Source organism: Acidovorax sp. NB1, assembly GCF_005405905.1.
GTDB lineage: Bacteria > Pseudomonadota > Gammaproteobacteria > Burkholderiales > Burkholderiaceae_C > Acidovorax.
Window position 1 is genome coordinate 1 of the sequence record NZ_BJHU01000033.1, and the last position, 17,421, is coordinate 17,421.

General features: G+C 59.9%; 14 protein-coding genes. 4 read left to right on the forward strand and 10 right to left on the reverse strand.

Features of this window, described 5'->3' with window-relative positions:
* Positions 1 to 204 precede the first annotated feature (204 nt).
* Together AvAM_RS17215 and AvAM_RS17220 are read left to right on the forward strand one after the other, a co-directional pair.
* Complete coding sequence (locus tag AvAM_RS17215) at positions 205 to 522, forward strand: hypothetical protein (protein WP_137748206.1); 318 nt, start codon at positions 205 to 207, stop codon at positions 520 to 522.
* Positions 519 to 1,184, forward strand: coding sequence for a hypothetical protein (locus tag AvAM_RS17220; RefSeq protein WP_137748207.1), 666 nt, complete (start codon positions 519 to 521; stop codon positions 1,182 to 1,184). Before AvAM_RS17215 ends, AvAM_RS17220 begins: the two co-directional genes overlap by 4 nt.
* 45 nt (positions 1,185 to 1,229) lie before the next feature.
* Here the strand turns inward: AvAM_RS17220 and AvAM_RS17225 are convergent, their stop codons facing one another.
* Together AvAM_RS17225 and AvAM_RS17230 are read right to left on the reverse strand one after the other, a co-directional pair.
* Positions 1,230 to 3,512 (reverse strand): cation-translocating P-type ATPase, encoded by a 2,283-nt coding sequence (locus AvAM_RS17225; protein ID WP_137748208.1) that lies wholly within the window; start codon positions 3,510 to 3,512, stop codon positions 1,230 to 1,232.
* A 131-nt stretch (positions 3,513 to 3,643) separates the two neighbouring features.
* Complete coding sequence (locus AvAM_RS17230) at positions 3,644 to 4,024, reverse strand: DUF3703 domain-containing protein (RefSeq protein ID WP_137748209.1); 381 nt, start codon at positions 4,022 to 4,024, stop codon at positions 3,644 to 3,646.
* Positions 4,025 to 4,138: 114 nt separating this feature from the next.
* Between AvAM_RS17230 and AvAM_RS17235 the strand changes: the two genes are divergently transcribed.
* Entirely contained in the window at positions 4,139 to 4,597 is a 459-nt protein-coding gene (locus tag AvAM_RS17235) for a Cd(II)/Pb(II)-responsive transcriptional regulator (RefSeq protein WP_137748210.1), read from the forward strand.
* Positions 4,598 to 4,721: 124 nt separating this feature from the next.
* A complete protein-coding gene (locus tag AvAM_RS17240; RefSeq protein ID WP_171012298.1) occupies positions 4,722 to 5,060 on the forward strand; it encodes a DUF4148 domain-containing protein in 339 nt (112 codons plus the stop codon).
* Positions 5,061 to 5,123: 63 nt separating this feature from the next.
* Here the strand turns inward: AvAM_RS17240 and AvAM_RS17245 are convergent, their stop codons facing one another.
* The 8 genes from AvAM_RS17245 to AvAM_RS17280 all read right to left on the reverse strand — a co-directional run bounded on the left by AvAM_RS17245 (position 5,124) and on the right by AvAM_RS17280 (position 17,367).
* Positions 5,124 to 6,503: a heavy metal sensor histidine kinase gene (locus tag AvAM_RS17245; RefSeq protein ID WP_137748212.1), complete on the reverse strand. Its 1,380-nt coding sequence runs from the start codon at positions 6,501 to 6,503 to the stop codon at positions 5,124 to 5,126.
* The gene (locus tag AvAM_RS17250; RefSeq protein WP_137748213.1) at positions 6,500 to 7,186 is read right to left on the reverse strand and encodes a heavy metal response regulator transcription factor; all 687 of its coding nucleotides are present in this window, start codon (positions 7,184 to 7,186) and stop codon (positions 6,500 to 6,502) included. Before AvAM_RS17250 ends, AvAM_RS17245 begins: the two co-directional genes overlap by 4 nt.
* Positions 7,187 to 7,209: 23 nt before the next feature.
* Positions 7,210 to 7,470: a hypothetical protein gene (locus tag AvAM_RS17255; protein ID WP_137748214.1), complete on the reverse strand. Its 261-nt coding sequence runs from the start codon at positions 7,468 to 7,470 to the stop codon at positions 7,210 to 7,212.
* Between the two features lie 164 nt (positions 7,471 to 7,634).
* On the reverse strand, positions 7,635 to 8,021 hold the full coding sequence (locus AvAM_RS17260; protein WP_137748215.1) for a hypothetical protein: 387 nt from the start codon (positions 8,019 to 8,021) through the stop codon (positions 7,635 to 7,637).
* A gap of 68 nt (positions 8,022 to 8,089) precedes the next feature.
* Entirely contained in the window at positions 8,090 to 11,275 is a 3,186-nt protein-coding gene (locus AvAM_RS17265; protein WP_137748216.1) for a CusA/CzcA family heavy metal efflux RND transporter, read from the reverse strand.
* A gap of 14 nt (positions 11,276 to 11,289) precedes the next feature.
* Positions 11,290 to 12,885, reverse strand: a complete 1,596-nt coding sequence (locus AvAM_RS17270) for an efflux RND transporter periplasmic adaptor subunit (protein WP_137748217.1) — start codon at positions 12,883 to 12,885, stop codon at positions 11,290 to 11,292.
* Between the two features lie 7 nt (positions 12,886 to 12,892).
* The gene (locus AvAM_RS17275; RefSeq protein WP_137748218.1) at positions 12,893 to 14,251 is read right to left on the reverse strand and encodes a TolC family protein; all 1,359 of its coding nucleotides are present in this window, start codon (positions 14,249 to 14,251) and stop codon (positions 12,893 to 12,895) included.
* A gap of 707 nt (positions 14,252 to 14,958) precedes the next feature.
* Entirely contained in the window at positions 14,959 to 17,367 is a 2,409-nt protein-coding gene (locus AvAM_RS17280) for a heavy metal translocating P-type ATPase (protein ID WP_137748219.1), read from the reverse strand.
* Positions 17,368 to 17,421: the final 54 nt, after the last annotated feature.

Sequence of the window (17,421 nt, forward strand, 5' to 3'; positions counted from 1 at the left end):
GCCAAATGCATCGATAACTGGCACCAATGGATGAAACCGACCACGGTTTGACGCCACGAATCGCAGATTTGAAAGTGAACAGGAAAGTCAATGAAATCAACGATCTACCAACACCACCTCCGCGCCAGTGCTAGCTTTTCGTACCGTCACTTATTGCACTGAAAACGAGGAGACCCCGACCTGGAGAAGCCAGGTTGGCGGGCCTTGCTGCAGCGACCGGACTTCTGCACGAAGCTGCGCGACACCAACATCCTCGTGGCATCTCACCACGGGCGCGAGAGTGGGTTCTGTCCGGAGATCTTTGACTACTTCACCCCGGATGCCGTTGTGATATCGGACAAGCCCATTGAGCACGAGACCCAGAAAATGGGGCCGGACTACCGCCGGGTAGTGCGTGACAGCGGCGTGCGCGTGCGAAGCACTGGCAGAGACAGGCGTGTCCTCACCACCCGGCGTGACGGATGGATCCAGTTCACTGTTTCTGATGGAAGCTATTTCATCGACACGGAGTACGCAGGATGAAAGCGGCTGCGCCCCGGAGCCTCAAATCCCTCAACATGGTGTGGCTGGTGTCCATAGCGCTCGTTGACATGCTCGTCGTGGTTGCTCTGGTGGCTCCTGAGTGGCTTCAAAATGAATCATGGACACGATCAGGCATGGCTCGCCTTGCGGCTTCGATCGCGATGCCGGCACTGGTCCTTCTCGTAGCCAACCTGCTCCCGCATGATGTCAAGGCAATGCTGGTGTATTGGAAGCCGCTCGGCAACCTGCCAGGCTCTCAGGCATTCACAAAGCATGGCCCGGGCGATCCACGGATCGACATGGGCGCGCTCAAGAGGAACGTGGGCGTCATGCCCAAGGATCCTAACGAGCAAAATGCCAAGTGGTACAAGCTATACCGACAAGTGTCCAGCGAGACCGAGGTCGTGGAGGCGCACCGGCTGTTTCTGCTGTACCGCGACATGGCAGCGGTATCGCTGCTTCTGGGCATGACTGTGCCTTTCGCGCTTTTGTATGCCGGCACATCGGCTGCTGCAGTGGCGGGGACTGCGGCGCTGTTTCTCGTCCAATACCTTGCCACGGCAGTTAGTGCGCGCTGGAGTGGCGTTCGCTTTGTGTGCAGCGTATTGGCCGTGCATTCGGTGAAGAAGGTTACCGCGTCGAAGGCAGCTGTCGCGCCGTGACTGAGCAGATCCCGACTTCCCGCGCCGCCAGATGCCTCCTTGTGTCTATTGGCGGACTCCGCGCAGCAGCCTGAGGCCATTGGCCACCACCAACAGGCTGGCCCCCATGTCCGCAAACACCGCCATCCACATGGACGCGCTACCCATCACCGCAAGGACCAGAAACACCGCCTTGATGCCCAGGGCGAGCACGATGTTTTGGACCAGGACACCTCGGGTGCGCTGGGACAGTTCAATGACTTCGGGGATGCGACGCAGGTCATCGTTCATGATGACGACGTCGGCCGCCTCCATGGCTGTGTCGGTGCCAGCGGCACCCATGGCGATGCCGATATTGGCGCGCGCCAGCGCCGGTGCGTCATTGATACCGTCACCGGTCATTGCGGTCGGGCCGTACTGACTCTGCATCTGCTCGATGGCGGACAGCTTGTCCTCTGGCAGCAGGTTGCCCTGCGCCTTGTCGATCCCAGCCTGTTTGGCGATGGTGTTCGCGGTGGCGGTGTTGTCTCCGGTGAGCATTACTGAGGAGACGCCCAGCTTGTGCAGTTGAGCGATCGCTTCTCGCGAACTCTCCTTGATCGTGTCCGCCACGGCGAAGATGGCCAGCACTTCCGTTGTGCTGGCGAGCAAGGTGACCGTACGGCCCTGGGCTTCCTGCTCGGCCAGCAGCGCTTCTATCTCGTCATTGCACAGTTGCCGCTCTTCAACCAGGCGATGGTTCCCAAGAATCAAGGACTGGCCTCCGATTTGCGCCTCCACGCCACGGCCGGGGAGTGCCGTAAATCCGCTGACGCCCCCCGGCCCTGATTCCAGACCCTGTGCGATGGCTTTGGAGACAGGGTGGTCCGACTCTGACGCAAGGTCTGCCGCCCAGCCGAGGATTTGAGCTTCCGAAGCGTGCTTCGAGAGGATCTGGCGAGCCACAAGCTTGGGTTTGCCTTCCGTGATCGTGCCGGTCTTGTCCAGTGCGATCGCCTTGAGCTTGTGGGCTTCTTCCAGGTACACCCCCCCCTTGATGAGAATGCCGCGCCGCGCCGCCGATGCCAAGCCGCTGACCACCGTGACCGGTGTTGCGATGACCAGTGCGCACGGGCATGCGATGACCAGCAATACGAGCGCTTTGTACAGGGCCTCCATCCACGTCAGGTTCATCAGCAAGGGCGTGAGGACCGCGACCAGCACAGCGATGGCGAACACCGCAGGTGTGTAGATGGCAGCGAACCGGTCCACGAACTGCTGTGTCGGCGCGCGGGACCCCTGGGCTTGCTCGACCGAGTGGATGATGCGGGCCAGCGTGGTGTCGCTGGCCTCCGCAGTGACAGTCACTTCCAGAGTGCCTGTCTCGTTGATGGTGCCGGCGAACACGAGGTCTCCTGCAGCCTTGTCCACGGGGATGCTCTCGCCGGTGACGGGCGCCTGATTGACGGCACTCGTGCCGCTCGCGACGGTTCCGTCCAAGGGAATCCGTGCACCTGGTTTCACGCGCACGGTGGCGCCGATGGCGACTGCGGCCGATGGAAGGGTCTGCCAGGTGCCATCAAGTTGACGCACCTCGGCCGAGTCGGGCGTGAGGTCCAGCAGGCTCTTGATGGCGTTGCGCGCGCGGTCCACGGCGCGGCCTTCGATCATCTCGGCGATGGCATACAAGGCCATCACCATGGCGGCCTCGGGCCACTGGCCGATCAGGAAAGCACCAGTGACGGCGACCGTCATCAGGGCGTTGATGTTCAGCCGCCCCTGCAACAGGGCTGCAAAGCCTTTTCTGTAAGTCGAGAAACCTGCCAGCCAGATAGCGGCAGCCGCCACGGCCATCCCGATGCCCTTGAACACCATCGTATCGGGGGAGAAAAACGCGACGGCCTCGGCGATCACAGCGAGCGCCAGCGCGGCGCCCATGCGCCCGAAGCCTTCACTGGGCGCATCGTGCTCGTGGTCTTCGCTGGTTGATCCGGTGCCCACCGGTTCAGGATTGAAGCCTGCCTTGCGTATGGCTGCGAGAGCTTGGGGAATCACCTCGTCGGGCGCATCAATGGCCAGGGTGCGAGCACCCAACTGAAACCCGAGTGTTCGAATGCCACTCACCGGCTCCAGGGCCCTTCGGATCTCGCTTTCTTCCGAGGCGCAATCCATCGCGGTGATGCGGAACACTGCGCCCTTGGTTGTTGGTTTGCCGGGCGTGAGGGGGGCCACACGGTCACCACAGCACGCATCGGCAGGAGTGGCGGACTTGCCGGGGCCGCAGCAATCGGTCTGTGCTGCAGAAGCATTTTCCCGTGCGCAGCAAGCGTCCGGGGCGTTGATACGGGTGTCGTCACAGCTGGTTTTCATAGGAATGGTTCCTTCTTGGTGTCCATTGGAAACCTTGAAGTGGCTTCAATGTCAAGTTCAGGGTGGAATGGGTTCAGCTTGCCGCTGCACGCGCAGGTTTTGTGTAGGAGCAACCGCATTTGCACAGGCGGCTAGCTCGCGAGCCGGGTGGCGGCGATCAACTCGGCGATATCCGCTCGCACGGACATGGGTTCGAAAGCGCTCACGTTCGCGCGCCCCGGATTGCCCAAAGGAAGACGCTTGAGCAGGTGACCCAAGGGCACCAGGGCCAACCGCAGGAGCTGTCCAGCGAACTCTGGACCATTCTTGGTCGCCAGGGCAAGCTGCAGCATCGCAACGTGGGTTCTCCAGTGAGGCGTGAAGCGGCTTTGCCCAACGACATGCGCGGCTTCGAGGGTCAGCCATTTCGCTTCTGCATCGGTTTCAGGGAGCGCCTCATACCTGGCCAGCAGACGCTCGAACACGACGGGATCGAAGGTTGTGGCAGATCGCGGATCAGATAGCTTGTTCATTGTTTTGTCTTTTTGACGGCCTTGTGCAGAGGAAGCGCAGGACGAATGCCCGCTGGCGTCAATTGGAAACCTTGGAGTGGCTACAGTGTCAATAATCAAAAAATGGAAGGAACCATGCAGATCAAGAATCTGGCCAATGCCGCGGGCGTTGATGCCGAAACCATCCGCTTCTACGAAAAAGAAGGCTTGCTTCCCAAGCCCGCTCGGCTACCCAACGGCTACCGCGACTATGCCGATGCCCATCTCGAACGCCTTGCATTTGTGCGGCACTGCAGGGCGCTGGATATCCCTTTGGCCGATGTAAAAAGTCTCCTCAGTGCACTTGACGCGCCGCAGGACGCCTGCGGGGACGTCAACGAATTGATCGACGGCCAGCTCAGCCGCCTGCGTGCGCGCCTCAAAAGCATGAAGGCCCTCGAAAAACAACTCCTGCAATTGCGTTCCGCCTGCGCAGGCGAGCATCCCCATCAAAGCTGCGGGATCTTGAAGGAGCTTGTCTCCGCTGCCCACGGCGAGGCGTGCCTGTGCCATGCGGAGAAGCCTTCCTCCACCTTGCAAGCGCTGCGGACATGACGAACTTGTAATCTGCAAGTCCGAGAGTTGTTGGCGTTGGTTCATCAGACTGTCACCAGTGCCTCTGCTACTGACCAAATGGGTGGTTCGGCGCAGTAGACACAACTACCTGAGGAGACACCATATGGCGATTCGCACACTCTTGACAACCATTGCACTCGCAGCACTTGCCGGCCCGACGTTGGCCAGCGGTGTAATCCATTCAGCGAATACCGAGATGGGTTACACGACGCATCCGGATCACGCGGCTCAAGGGAAGTCACGTGATCAGATCGTCGCAGACATGGAGCAATCCAAGAAGGATGGCCTGTGGCAGTACCACCGCTTTGGCGCTCCGGTTCCAGTCAAAGGTACGGCGTTGACCCGGGAAGAGGTCTTGGCGGACCTTGAACGTGCTCAAAAGCATCCAAGTTGGGCCCTGCGCCGTGTTGGAGCACCAGTTGCAAACGTACCTGCACCCTGAGTATCTATCGGTCATAGGAAGGCTCGCGATGGGTAGCGCCAACGATCGGCAACGAACGGTTGTCTACGATATGTGAGCTACCCGTAGAGGGTCTTCAGCAGCACGCCGCCCAGGTGGCGTGCTGCACATTTCCAGTCCGATTCTCGTCACGCCTTCGCTGCTGCTGGCGATTGGGTGGCCAGCATGCATCCGTGCAATTGCTGCAGTGATTGCCAAGCCCAATCCGTGATTCTGCTCGCTATGTGATCGAGAGGCCGAAGCTCTAAAAAACCGATCAAAGATTCTTTCCAGAACTTCCTCAGGCACTGTCTGCCCAACATTGCTGACGGAGATGCGCACGCGCCCTTCGGCCGCCTGTTCGATACTTACGACGACTGTGGTACCCCTGTGGGCATAGCGAGTGGCATTGCCAATCAGATTTGACAGCGCTCGCCTAAGCAGAGGCTCATCAAAGTCACCAACTGCATCTCCCAAAATACGGAGTTCCAATTCAGCCTCCGACAAGGCAGCATCGTGGTAGTCCACCACGTGCTGAACAACGGCCGCCAAGCTCGGGGTATGCGTTCGGCGTGCGACTGCTCCGCGATCAGCCTGGGAGAGAAAAAGCATGTCATTCACGATGCCCGTCAGTCGGTGAAGCTCTTCCAGATTTGAAGACAGCACTTCCTGGAGGTCAAAGCTGGCTGGGCGGCGAAGCGCCAACTCGTTGCTGGCAAGCAGCGTTGCCAGCGGAGTGCAAAGTTCATGTGCAACATCTGCATTGAAGCCTTCCAGTTGGGTGTAGGCTTGATTGAGCCTACCCAGCAAGCCGTTGAACTGTTGCACCAAAGGCACCAGTTCTGAGGGCTGTCCCGAGCTGTCCAATCGCTGGTCCAGATTGTCCGCAGAAAGCGCTTGAACCTGCTTCGCAAGCTTGCGAATCGGTGCCAGCCCAAAGTGAACAATTGACAGGCCGCCCAGAGAGACGACCAGTGTCCCCACTACTGCGGCAATGGCCAGGGTCAACGCCAGTCGCTGGAGGTGTTTCTGGTCGTCCGCTACATCCATGGACAGCGTGACCCGGAGCGCAGGGCCGCTACCCGATTGCGCCGCTACCTCGAAGCTCCTTGCGGCCACGTTCATGTCCTGAACACTCGGTTCGACCAGGGGGAACAGCAAATGCCCATCGCTTGATCGGACGACGAGGCGGAAGTTCTCATGGCCAATCAAGAAGTCACTAAGCGGATGTTCCCGCGAGGTTTCTCGAACGGAATGCTCACCGGTACTCAGGAGATGGCGAACAATGTTCTCTTTCTGAGACAGCATGTCCGTCTGTCTCTCGGACAGATTCATGGCAGTCACGAGGTACACCACCAGGCAGACACCTCCGAGGCCGGCGAAACTTTGCGCCGCAAGCCACCAAGACAAGCGCTGGCGCAATGAACGAGGCAGATCGCGACTCATCGGCCCCGCTCCTCCAACACGTAGCCCATGCCTCGTATCGTGTGAAGCAGCGGCTTTTCAAACGGGGAGTCCATCTTGCTGCGCAAGCGGCGGATCGCCACCTCCACGGCATTGGTGTCGCTGTCGAAGTTCATGTCCCAGACCTGCTCGGCGATTTCTGTGCGAGAAAGCACCTCACCCTTCCTTCGCAAGAAGAGCGTCAGCAACAGAAATTCCTTAGCCGTGAGATCGACCCTCTGCCCCGCCCGAGTCGCCTTGCGACGCACAAGATCCAATTCAAGATCGGAAACGCGGAGCAAGTTCGACTCACTTTTGTCCTTGGCCCCGTGCGAACGCCGCAGCAGCACTTGAATGCGAGCATTGAGTTCTGAAAATGCGAAGGGCTTGACCAGGTAGTCATCCGCTCCTGTCTGTAGTCCTAGAACGCGGTCTTCTACGCTAACCCTCGCGGTCAGCATCAACACAGGCGTCTGCTTGGACTTTCGCAGCGCCGTCAACACCGTAAAACCATCAATACCGGGAAGCATGGCGTCAAGAATCACGAGGTCGTGTGCTCCTTCAAGAGCCATGTGCAAGCCATCGACGCCGTTATGAACCGCATCGACGTTGAAACCCGCTTCCCCGAGACCTTTGCGCAGATACGCCGACAGTTTGACCTCATCCTCAATGAGCAGAATTTTCATAGCTGGTATTGGCTGAGACTGTGTCAGTTGGTGGAGGAGTGCGCGACGTATGAGTACATGTGCGGCATTTGGGCCCCGCGCAGAAAGCATGTGCGCCTCAGCGCTTGCAGCGCTTCCGAGCCTTGCGCATTGATTTCAACTTCAATCTGGTCAACTGCCGCTGCTGAAACCGTCGAGCCAACTTCAAGCTGTACTTTGCCTTGCTGTCGAGTGGGCGTACGTACCGGATCCACAGCTTTCGCAGCTGCCAGAAGGTGATGGCGCAAACCAATAGGCTCAGCCATATCCAGGTCAGCTTGAGTGACAGATTTCCTGCCGGGATTCGCTGGAACATGGACCGCCCCCACTGAGTGCCGCTTCCACCGCGTATTGCCGAGCTGCGCAGGCCCTGTGCGCATGTACGCAGTTCGGCGAAAAGTGCCGCGATAGATGCTGTAGTCCCGCGCGATTACTTCAAGGTGAAACGTACGGAAGCGATGGTCTTTCCTGCTTTGGTCACCGCAACAACGGCCTTGCTGCCTGCCGCGACCTTGAAGCTGCCCGTCACCTCCAGCTTCCCATCCACCGGCTGGAGCTGCGCTTCTTGTTTGTCGCTGCCGGACAGCAGCGTTATCTTGGCTGCCATACCCGAGGGATCCAAAGGCTTTCCGTGGTCGCGCATGTACAGCTGCAGCTTGTCGGGCTTGGCAACCAGTTCATAGTCGATGTCCTTGGCTTCAGCCACGGCGCCACCGTGCATGGGTTTGATTTCATGGCCATCGGCATGCTTGTCGGCGGCGAAGGCTGTGCCCGAAACAGCGAGGGCCAAAGCAGTCAGCAGTTGAGAGATTTTCATGGATCTTCCTTGATTAAGTTGAGGGAGAGAGGTAGTTGCCGGTTCATCGCGGGATGAACCGGCCGCTGTCACACCGTTGAGGGCGCGTTCGGGTGAGTCGGCTCTGCGGAGACGTCTTCGTCCTGCTCATCGGGCCGGTGTGCCAGCCGGTAGAGGATGGGCAGCACCAGCAGGGTAAGCAGGGTTGAAGAAAGGATCCCGCCGATCACCACCGTTGCCAATGGTCGCTGGACCTCGGCGCCCGTACCGGTAGCGATCGCCATGGGTATGAAGCCCAGCGAGGCGACCAGCGCGGTCATGAGCACTGGCCGCAGGCGGGTCAAGGCCCCCTCACGGATGGCAGTGTCCAGGGGGACGCCTTCCTCTCGCAGGCTGCGGATGTACGAGATCATCACTAGGCCGTTCAGCACAGCGACGCCCGACAGCGCGATGAATCCCACGGCGGCGGAAATCGACATCGGGATATCGCGCAGCCAGAGAGCCAGGATGCCGCCCGTCAAAGCAAAGGGGATGCCAGTGAATACGAGCAGGCCGTCCTTGACATTGCCGAACATGGCGAACAGCAGCACGAAGACCAGCAGCAGGGATGCTGGCACCACGATCTGCAGACGCCGGGTGGCAGACTGAAGGTTTTCGAACGTACCGCCCCAACTTGTCCAGTAGCCGGTAGGAATCTTGATCTGCGCGAGCCCTTGCTCCGCGTCAGAGACGAATGATCCGACATCCCGGCCTCGCACATTGGCGCTGACCACGATACGCCGCTTGCCGTTCTCCCGGCTCACTTGGTTAGGCCCGGGTGCCAGCTCGAAGCTGGCGACTTCGCCCAGCGGAATGAAGTTGGTACGGGCCTCAGTACCCGACGCCGATCGGGGAAGTGGGATGGGCAGGCGCTTCATGCCCTCCAGATCGTTGCGCAGCGTCTCCGGCAGGCGCACCAGAATGTCAAAGCGCCGATCGCCCTCGAACAGCGTTCCCGCCTCCCGGCCCCCGATGGCCGTCGCAACGGTCTCCTGGATGTCGGCCACGTTCAAGCCGTAGCGGGCCGCCTTCTGGCGGTCGATGTTGACCGTGAGCATGGGCAGGCCCGTCGTCTGCTCGACTTTCACTTCCGAGGCACCCTGGATCTTTTGCAGCATCGCAGAGACTTCCTCGGCCGTCTTGTTCAAAACGTCCATGTCGTCGCCGAAGATCTTGACCGCCACATCGCTTCGCACGCCTGAGATCAGTTCGTTGAAGCGAAGCTGGATGGGTTGCGAGAACTCGTAGTTGTTGCCGGGGATCTTCCCGATCACCCCTTGAATAGCGGCGAGTAGTTCGTCGCGGGTTTTTCTGGGCTCAGGCCACTCACTCATCGGTTTGAGCATGATGTAGCCGTCCGAGATGTTGGGCGGCATGGGGTCCGACGCGATCTCTGCCGTGCCCGTGCGTGCAAAGATTCGCTCGATCTCTGGGAATTTCGCCTTGAGCGTTTTCTCGATCTGCTGCTGCATGGCCACCGACTGCGAGAGGCTGGTGCCCGGAATTCGCAGTGCCTGTATGGCGAAATCGCCCTCGTTGAGGTTGGGTACGAATTCGCTGCCCATGCGTGTTGCTATGAGCCCGCACAGGACCACGGCTACAGCAGCAACGCTCAAGACCACCGCCTTGGCGCCCATCACCCGATCGAGCAAGGGCGCGTACAGGCGCTTGGCACCGCCCAGCAAGAAGTTTTCTTTCTCGCTGACCTTGTTGCCGATGAACAGGGCGACGGCCGCAGGAATGAAGGTCACCGAGAGAATCATCGCGCCGACGAGGGCCGCCACCACGGTGAACGCCATTGGATGGAACATCTTGCCCTCCACGCCGGTGAGCGCAAAGATCGGCAGGTACACCACCATGATGATGAGCTGGCCGAACAGCAAGGCACGGCGCGATTCCTTGGAGGCCAGGAAAACCTCGTGGAAACGCTCTGCTCGCGTGAGCGGTCGGCCATAGTGCGCCTGCGCATGGGCGAGGCGACGCACACAGTTCTCCACGATCACCACGGCGCCGTCGATGATGATGCCGAAGTCCAGCGCGCCCAGGCTCATTAGGTTCGCACTGACCTTGTACGACACCATCCCGGTGAAGGTAAAGAGCATGGACAGCGGAATGACGGTTGCCGTGATGATGGCCGCCCGGATGTTGCCCAGGAAAAGAAACAGGATGACGATCACGAGGATCGCGCCTTCCAAGAGGTTCTTCTTGACGGTGCTGATCGCTTTGTCCACTAGGACCGTGCGGTCGTAGACCGTCACCGCGTGTACGCCCTCGGGCAGGCTGCGGTTGACCTCGATCATTTTTTTGTCCACGGCCTGGGACACGGTACGGCTGTTCTCGCCGATCAGCATGAATACGGTGCCTAGGACGACCTCTCTGCCATTGTCGGTCGCCGCGCCCGTGCGAAGCTCGCGTCCGATGCCTACTTCCGCCACATCGCGAATACGCACGGGTACGCCATTGGCGCTGCTCAGGATGACGTTTCCGATGTCCTCCAGAGTGCGGACCTGGCCAGGCGCGCGGATGAGGTACTGCTCGCCACGCTTTTCGATGTACCCAGCACCAACGTTGCCGTTGTTGCGATCGATCGCCGTGACGATGTCCTGCAGCGTGACGCCCAGCGATGCGAGGCGCTCGGGCGACGGTGCAATCTGGTATTCCTTGGCAAACCCGCCGATGGAATTGATTTCCGTGACACCCGGCACGTTGCGCAACTGAGGCTTGATGATCCAGTCCTGGATTTCGCGCAGGTCGGTGGCGGTGTAGGGAGTGCCGTCCGGTTTCTTCGCGCCGTCCTTGGTCTCCACGGTCCAGAGGTAGATTTCCCCCAATCCGGTCGATATTGGTCCCATTGCTGGCGTGATGCCTGCCGGAAGCCGGTCACGCGCTTCCTGGATGCGTTCATTGACCAGTTGACGCGCGAAGTAGATGTCGGTGCCGTCCTTGAAGATCACCGTCACCTGCGACAGGCCGTAGCGAGAGAGAGAGCGGGTCTGCTCCAGGTTGGGCAGTCCTGCCATCACTGTCTCGATGGGGTAGGTCACACGCTGCTCGGTCTCCAACGGCGAGTAGCCCGACGCCTGCGTGTTGATCTGGACCTGGACATTCGTGATGTCAGGTACCGCATCGATCGGCAGCTTCTGGTAATTGAAGACACCCAGCGCTGCCATGGCTAGTACGGCAAGCAGTACCAACCACCGTTGCTCGATCGAGAATCGAATCAGTTTTTCAAACATTGAGGAACTCCGGGTCAGTGCGTGTGTTCGGCTGATCCCTTGCCGAGTTCGGACTTAACGACAAAACTGCCTGCTGCCGCGTAAGGCATACCGGCCTTCAGGCCCCGGACGACCTCGACCCGCTTGCCATCGCTGCGACCCAACTGCACTGGCTGAGCGATGAAGCCGCCGTTGACCTTAAGAAACACCACGGGCTTTTCGCCGATGCTTTGAACCGCATCCGCAGAGATCGTCACAGGGATCGAGGCTTCTTCGGATACGACCTCCACGTTGACAAAAAGTCCCGGACGCCAGGCACCCTTGGGGTTGTCCAGTACGACACGCGCCTTGGCGGTGCGCGTCTGCTCGCCAATGAGCGCGCCGACAAAGGCCACAGTGCCCGTGGCGGACGCATCAAACGCTGTGGCCTTGATGGTCACCCTTTCTCCGACCCGCACTTGTGATATGTCTTTGGCTGGAACATTGATTTCGGCCCACACCTTGCTGAGATCAGAGATCGTGAAGACGGCCGCGTCTTCCTTGACCGCCTCGCCCAGGCTGATGTGCTTCTCGATGACGACGCCATCGAAAGGCGCCCGCAGTTCGAGCCGATTGAGCCCGGAAGCGGAGGATCCCGAGAGGCCGAGCGCGCCCAACTTCTGATGGGCGTTGGCAACAGCAACTTCGGCCTCGCTCAAGGCCTGCTTGGCCTGGAGGTAGTCCTGTTCAGCCGAGACTTTCTGCTCCCAGAGCTTCTTCTCGCGGTCATACGTTGTTTTGGCCAAAGCCAGGCGTTTCTGAGCGGTCTGCAGTTCGCTGCGTTGCTCGGAAGCCATAGGGCTGGCGATCGCGGCCAGGATCTGCCCCTTCTTGACGACCTGGCCCAGATTAGCGCTGACGCTTTCCACCACGCCTGCCAGGCGTGGGACCACATGCGATGTCCGGTCCTCATTGAGGCGGATTTCGCCCGGCAGCAGCAATGCCGTTTTGATGGTAGCTGCCGAGGCAGTGTCCACTCCGATCGCGGCGGCTTTGATCTGGGCATCAGTGAGTTCGACCTTGCCTTCTTCTTTGCTCATGACGAACATGAACGGTTCGGTAGCCGTCTGGGCAATGATTTCGATCTCGAACGCATGCGGCTCTGCAACCACCTCCCGACTCACCCAACTTCCTTTTTCAGGAGTGAATGTCAGTTTTTGTGTTTCCTGCGTCAGGCGAGTGATCGTTGCCGAAACAGATGCAGTCCCGGCAGGCAACGATTTGTCCTTGTCGGACATCCAGATGCGCAGCCGAGGTTCCCCGCCGTCTTCCACGAGCAACGCCTCCAGGCTGAAATCGCCTTCCTTGAAGAGGCTTCCGCCGTTCGGTCCCTTGGCCTGGCTCTCCTCGTGGTGCTCTCCATCCTCATGGCCTTTGTCATGGCCGTGTCCATCACCTCCACCTTTTCCATGATGCTCACCATCGCCATGGCCTTTCTCCTCCGCGTGTGCTCCATGTCCATGGCCATCACCGCCCGCTGTGCTGGGCTTGCCGCTCTTCAAGATGAAGGCTCCCGCACCAACCCCCATGGCGATAACGACCGCGATGGCAATGAGGTGCTTTTTGCTGATACTGGTTGTGCTGCTGTTCATGATGTTCTCAGTTCAGAGGCGCGCTCTGGCCGTTGAAAGTGGGATTGCCCGTAAGGCGTGCGATGTCTGCAGCTGCGCGATGAGCTTCCGCGACGGCCTTTAGGTACTGGGACTTGGATGCAAGGTAGGTTCGTTGTGCGTCCAGCACTTCCAGGAAGTTGAACTTCCCGTTCTCGAAGCCGGTGATCGCCGCGTCGTACGCTGACCTGGCACCTGGAAGAACCTCTCGTTCCAGCGCCTGAACCTCGACAGTGATGGCCGCGATCTTTTCTCTAGCCTGAGAAATCTCGCTTTGGACGCGAATGGTGGTAGCCCTCAGGTCGTCTTGTGCCTTGTCCTCCAACTTCAAGGCTTCAAGCAGATTGCCTTGGTTGCGGTCAAACACTGGTAGAGGTACTGAGAACCCCAGAAGCGCCACATTGCGTTGAGTTTCGTTGCTGCGCTTGACGCCGACGCTCACGGTAAGGTCAGGCACACTCTTGCTTTTCTCCACAGCGGTAAGCGCGCGGCGACGATCCACCTCCAGGCGCGCCCGCACTAAAGCTGGGGAAGACGCAGCAAGCGTTAGAAGATCGGCAGTTGCAGGAACCGCGGGCACTTGATCCGCTTTGCCATCCAGAACAAGAGGTACCGGGTCTGTCTTGCCAAGCAAAGCCAGCAATCGCGTCTGCGCGTTACGCTCCTCGCTCGCAGCCTGGACCAGCTCGACCCGCACGCTAGCCTCCGCAACTTTGGCCTTGGTCTCTTCCACGGGTGAGACTTTGCCGGCAGCGACCCGCTTCCCAACGTTCTCCGTGGTTGCTTTTGCCAACAAAACGCTCTCATTGGCCAGAATTCGGCGCTCCTGAGCATTGAGTGCATCAAAGTAGGCGGCGACGACATGGGCACGAACTGTTGCCTTGACCTCATCCAGGTCCACCTGGGCCTGCTCACGCGCCTTCTCCGCAGCCTTCGTCCGTGCTGCGCGTTTGCCTCCAAGTTCGATTGGCAAGTTGATTTGCCAGCTCTGCGCACGCGACTGTGTGCGAGTATCTTCAAGCGAGTAAGCCAACTCCGGATTGGGACGCGCCTGTCCTTGCAAGACCTGCCCCTCAGCAGCCTGTACTTGACGCAGGGCCGCTGCGACCTCTGGGTTGTTCTCCAACGCCTGCGCGAGTGCCTGCGTCAGCGAAAGCGGTGGCGCACTCAGCGCTGCAGCTCCAGCGACTGCGTGAATCTGACCTGCAGGCGGAGCTTGGCCAAGAGTCTGAGCGATAGCTCCACTCGTAGTGATCAGCAGCAGTAGTGAGGTGCTGATCGCACGAACGGTTTTTTTTCGGCGGCATTGCGCGCCGAGTTGTTTTTGAATGTAGGAACCCTTGAACATCCGATTCTCCAGTGATGACGAACACACAGGAATCGGCGGGGCGGCGCCTGGGCTTCCAGACGACCGGTCAAATACATACAGCGCACGCTATGGCGCCTGCTCTCAGCGAGCAGATGCAGATGACTGAAGCAAAAAAGTAGTTGCCCCCGCCGATCAGGCGAGGGAAAGCCACTGAGGGCGGTCCGGAGGTACAGCCGCTACGCCCGTCAGGGGAAAAGCGGCACGGACCGTGACACTGGATTGATTGGAGGTCGCCGCCTGACCTGCCAGCAAGTGCGTGACGCCAATGCCCAGCCCGTGGCAGAGGCAGCAGTCCACATCGAAGGTGTCTGATGCCTGAAGACCGTCGTCTGCCTTGCCTGGCAAGTTTGAAGCTTCGTGATTGTGCTCGTGATGGCCCACGTGCTGTGACTGGGCAGGCGCGCGCTCATGCATGCAATAGGTCGCCACCGCAGCCCAGCTGAACTGGAACGGTAGCAAAACGAGCAACAGTGTGGCGAACCAACGACCCATATACAAAGTCTAGCATGCGCTTTCAGACGACCCGTGCTGAGAATGACGCACGGGGGCGATAACTTGACGGGTGAATTTTTCAAGTCCGAGGGGATTCTAGAAGACACGTGGCAACGGTGACGTGGCGCCAAGATTACGATTCTGAAAGATTTGTCGTCCCAGCCACCGCTCTGAAGTTCACGGTATCTCCGTCCTCAAGGCTTCCAAGAACGCAGCAGCAACGCATTGGTCACCACACTCACGCTGCTGAGGGCCATAGCTGCTCCCGCCACCATGGGATTCAACAGGCCAAATGCAGCCAAGGGGATCCCGACCACGTTGTACGCGAATGCCCAGAAAAGGTTCTGACGGATCTTTGCGTACGTGCGCCGGGAGATGTCGATGGCATCTGCGATCAACGCAGGGTCACCACGCATCAGCGTGATCCCCGCAGCATGCATGGCCACGTCGGTGCCCGTGGACATGGCAATTCCCACGTTCGCTGCCGCCAGAGCAGGCGCGTCATTGATTCCGTCGCCCACCATTGCAACATGCCTGCCACCTGACTTGAGCTGGGCCACGATATCCGCCTTGCCTTCCGGCAGCACATCGGCACGAACCTGATCGATGCCCAACGCGCGGGCTACTGCGCCTGCGCTTCCCTTGTTGTCTCCGGTGACCAGGACGGTCTGGGTGCCCAGAGCATGCAGTTGGGCAATGGCCTGTTGTGAGCTGGGCTTCACTGTGTCTCCAAATGCCAATAGTCCCATCACTTCTGGCGCATCGGTCACGTCCGCCAACCAAGATACAGTGCGGCCCTCTTGCTGCATCTGCGCTGCAGCCCCGGTCAGACTGGCCGTGTTGACACCCAACTCCTCCATGTAACGTGTACTCCCGAGGCGGATCTGGCGTCCTTTGATGACAGCAGACATGCCTCTGCCAGCGACCGCTGTGACCTCAGTGGCACGAGGAACGGTCACACCCTGGGTGCGTGCAGCGTCCATCACGGCCTTTGCCAGTGGATGCTCGCTGCCGTTCTGAATGGCCGCAGCAAACGGAAGCAACTGATCCTGGAGGCCTTCTGCAGGCATCGCAGCCGTCAAAGTGGGCTTCCCCTCGGTCAGGGTGCCGGTCTTGTCGAATGCCACGGTGTCGATGCGGTGGGCAACCTCCAGCGCTTCTGCATCCTTGATCAGAATGCCGTGGCGTGCTGCTACGCCAGTGCCCGCCATGATTGCGGTGGGAGTTGCCAAGCCCAGCGCACAAGGGCATGCGATCACAAGTACCGCAACAGCATTGAGGATCGCCTGCTCCCAGTTGCCTGTAGCGAAGCCCCAGCCCATCAGTGTGATGGCAGCAAGACCGAGCACGACAGGCACGAAGACAGCACTGACTTCATCCACTATTCGTTGGATGGGGGCCTTCTTTGCCTGCGCCGACTCAACCATTCGCACGATGCGCGACAGGGTTGACTCTGCGCCAATGGCAGTCGTCCGTACCAGCAGCAAGCCCTCCGCATTCACGGCGCCCCCCGTCACTTTGTCGCCGACATGCTTCGCCACAGGCAGGCTCTCCCCGGTGATCAATGACTCATCCACCTGGCTGGCGCCTTCGATCACCGAGCCGTCTACCGGGACTCTCTCCCCTGGGCGGACAACCACCGTATCACCTACTTTCACGCGTGAAAGCGGTAGATCGACGTCGCCGTCATCAGTGCGCACGCGTGCAACTTCTGGGCGCAGCGCATGCAGCGCCCGGATCGCTTCTGTGGTTTGCCGCTTGGCTCGGGCTTCCAGCCACTTCCCGAGAAGGACTAGCGTGACGATGACAGCGGAGGCTTCAAAGTACAGGTGGGGCGTGCCGTGCTCAGCGTGCTTGAACAGCAGGTACAAGCTCAAGCCGTACCCGGCCGACGTACCCAATGCGACCAGCAGATCCATGTTGCCTGCGCCTGCACGAAGAGCCTTCCAGCCAGCGCGGTAGAACCTCGCGCCCAGCCAGAACTGCACAGGCGTGGCCAGGGCCAGTTGAATCCAGCCGTTGAGCGTCCAGTCTAGACCGAACAGCATGCCAAGCATGGGCAATACCAGGGGGAAGGACAGACCAGCGGCCAGAGCGACAGGCCACCAGGGCGCCGACTGCTTGTCGTGTTCGGTGGGAGTGTTCGTGTCCGCAACCTGTGCCTCATAGCCCGCCTTTACAACGGCGGCTACCAGACGTTCGGGAGGCAATCCTGCATCGAAACGAACCTGCGCACGCTCCGTGGCTAGATTGACTTCCGCGTGCTTGACGCCCGGTACACCCTTCAGCGCTTTTTCGACACGTCCCACGCACGACGCGCAGGTCATCCCATCGATCAGCAGCTCCACGGACTCTTCCGCCACTGCGTATCCAGCCTTTTCGACAGCCGCAGCCAAGGCCGGGACTGGCACCGTAGATGCGGCAACCACGGAGGCGCGTTCAGTAGCAATATTCACGGTCACCTCGCGGACCCCAGGGACGGCTTTGAGGGCCTTTTCAACGCGTCCAACGCAAGAGCCGCAGGTCATGCCAAGTATCGGAAGATTCAGGTGTGCGATCGATAGTGAGGCGGACGGCCCCGCTTCATGGGCAGTGGTATTCATAGCAATCTCCATGTGGTGTTCAACTTCGGCGTTAACCGGCAGAGTTCGAACTTT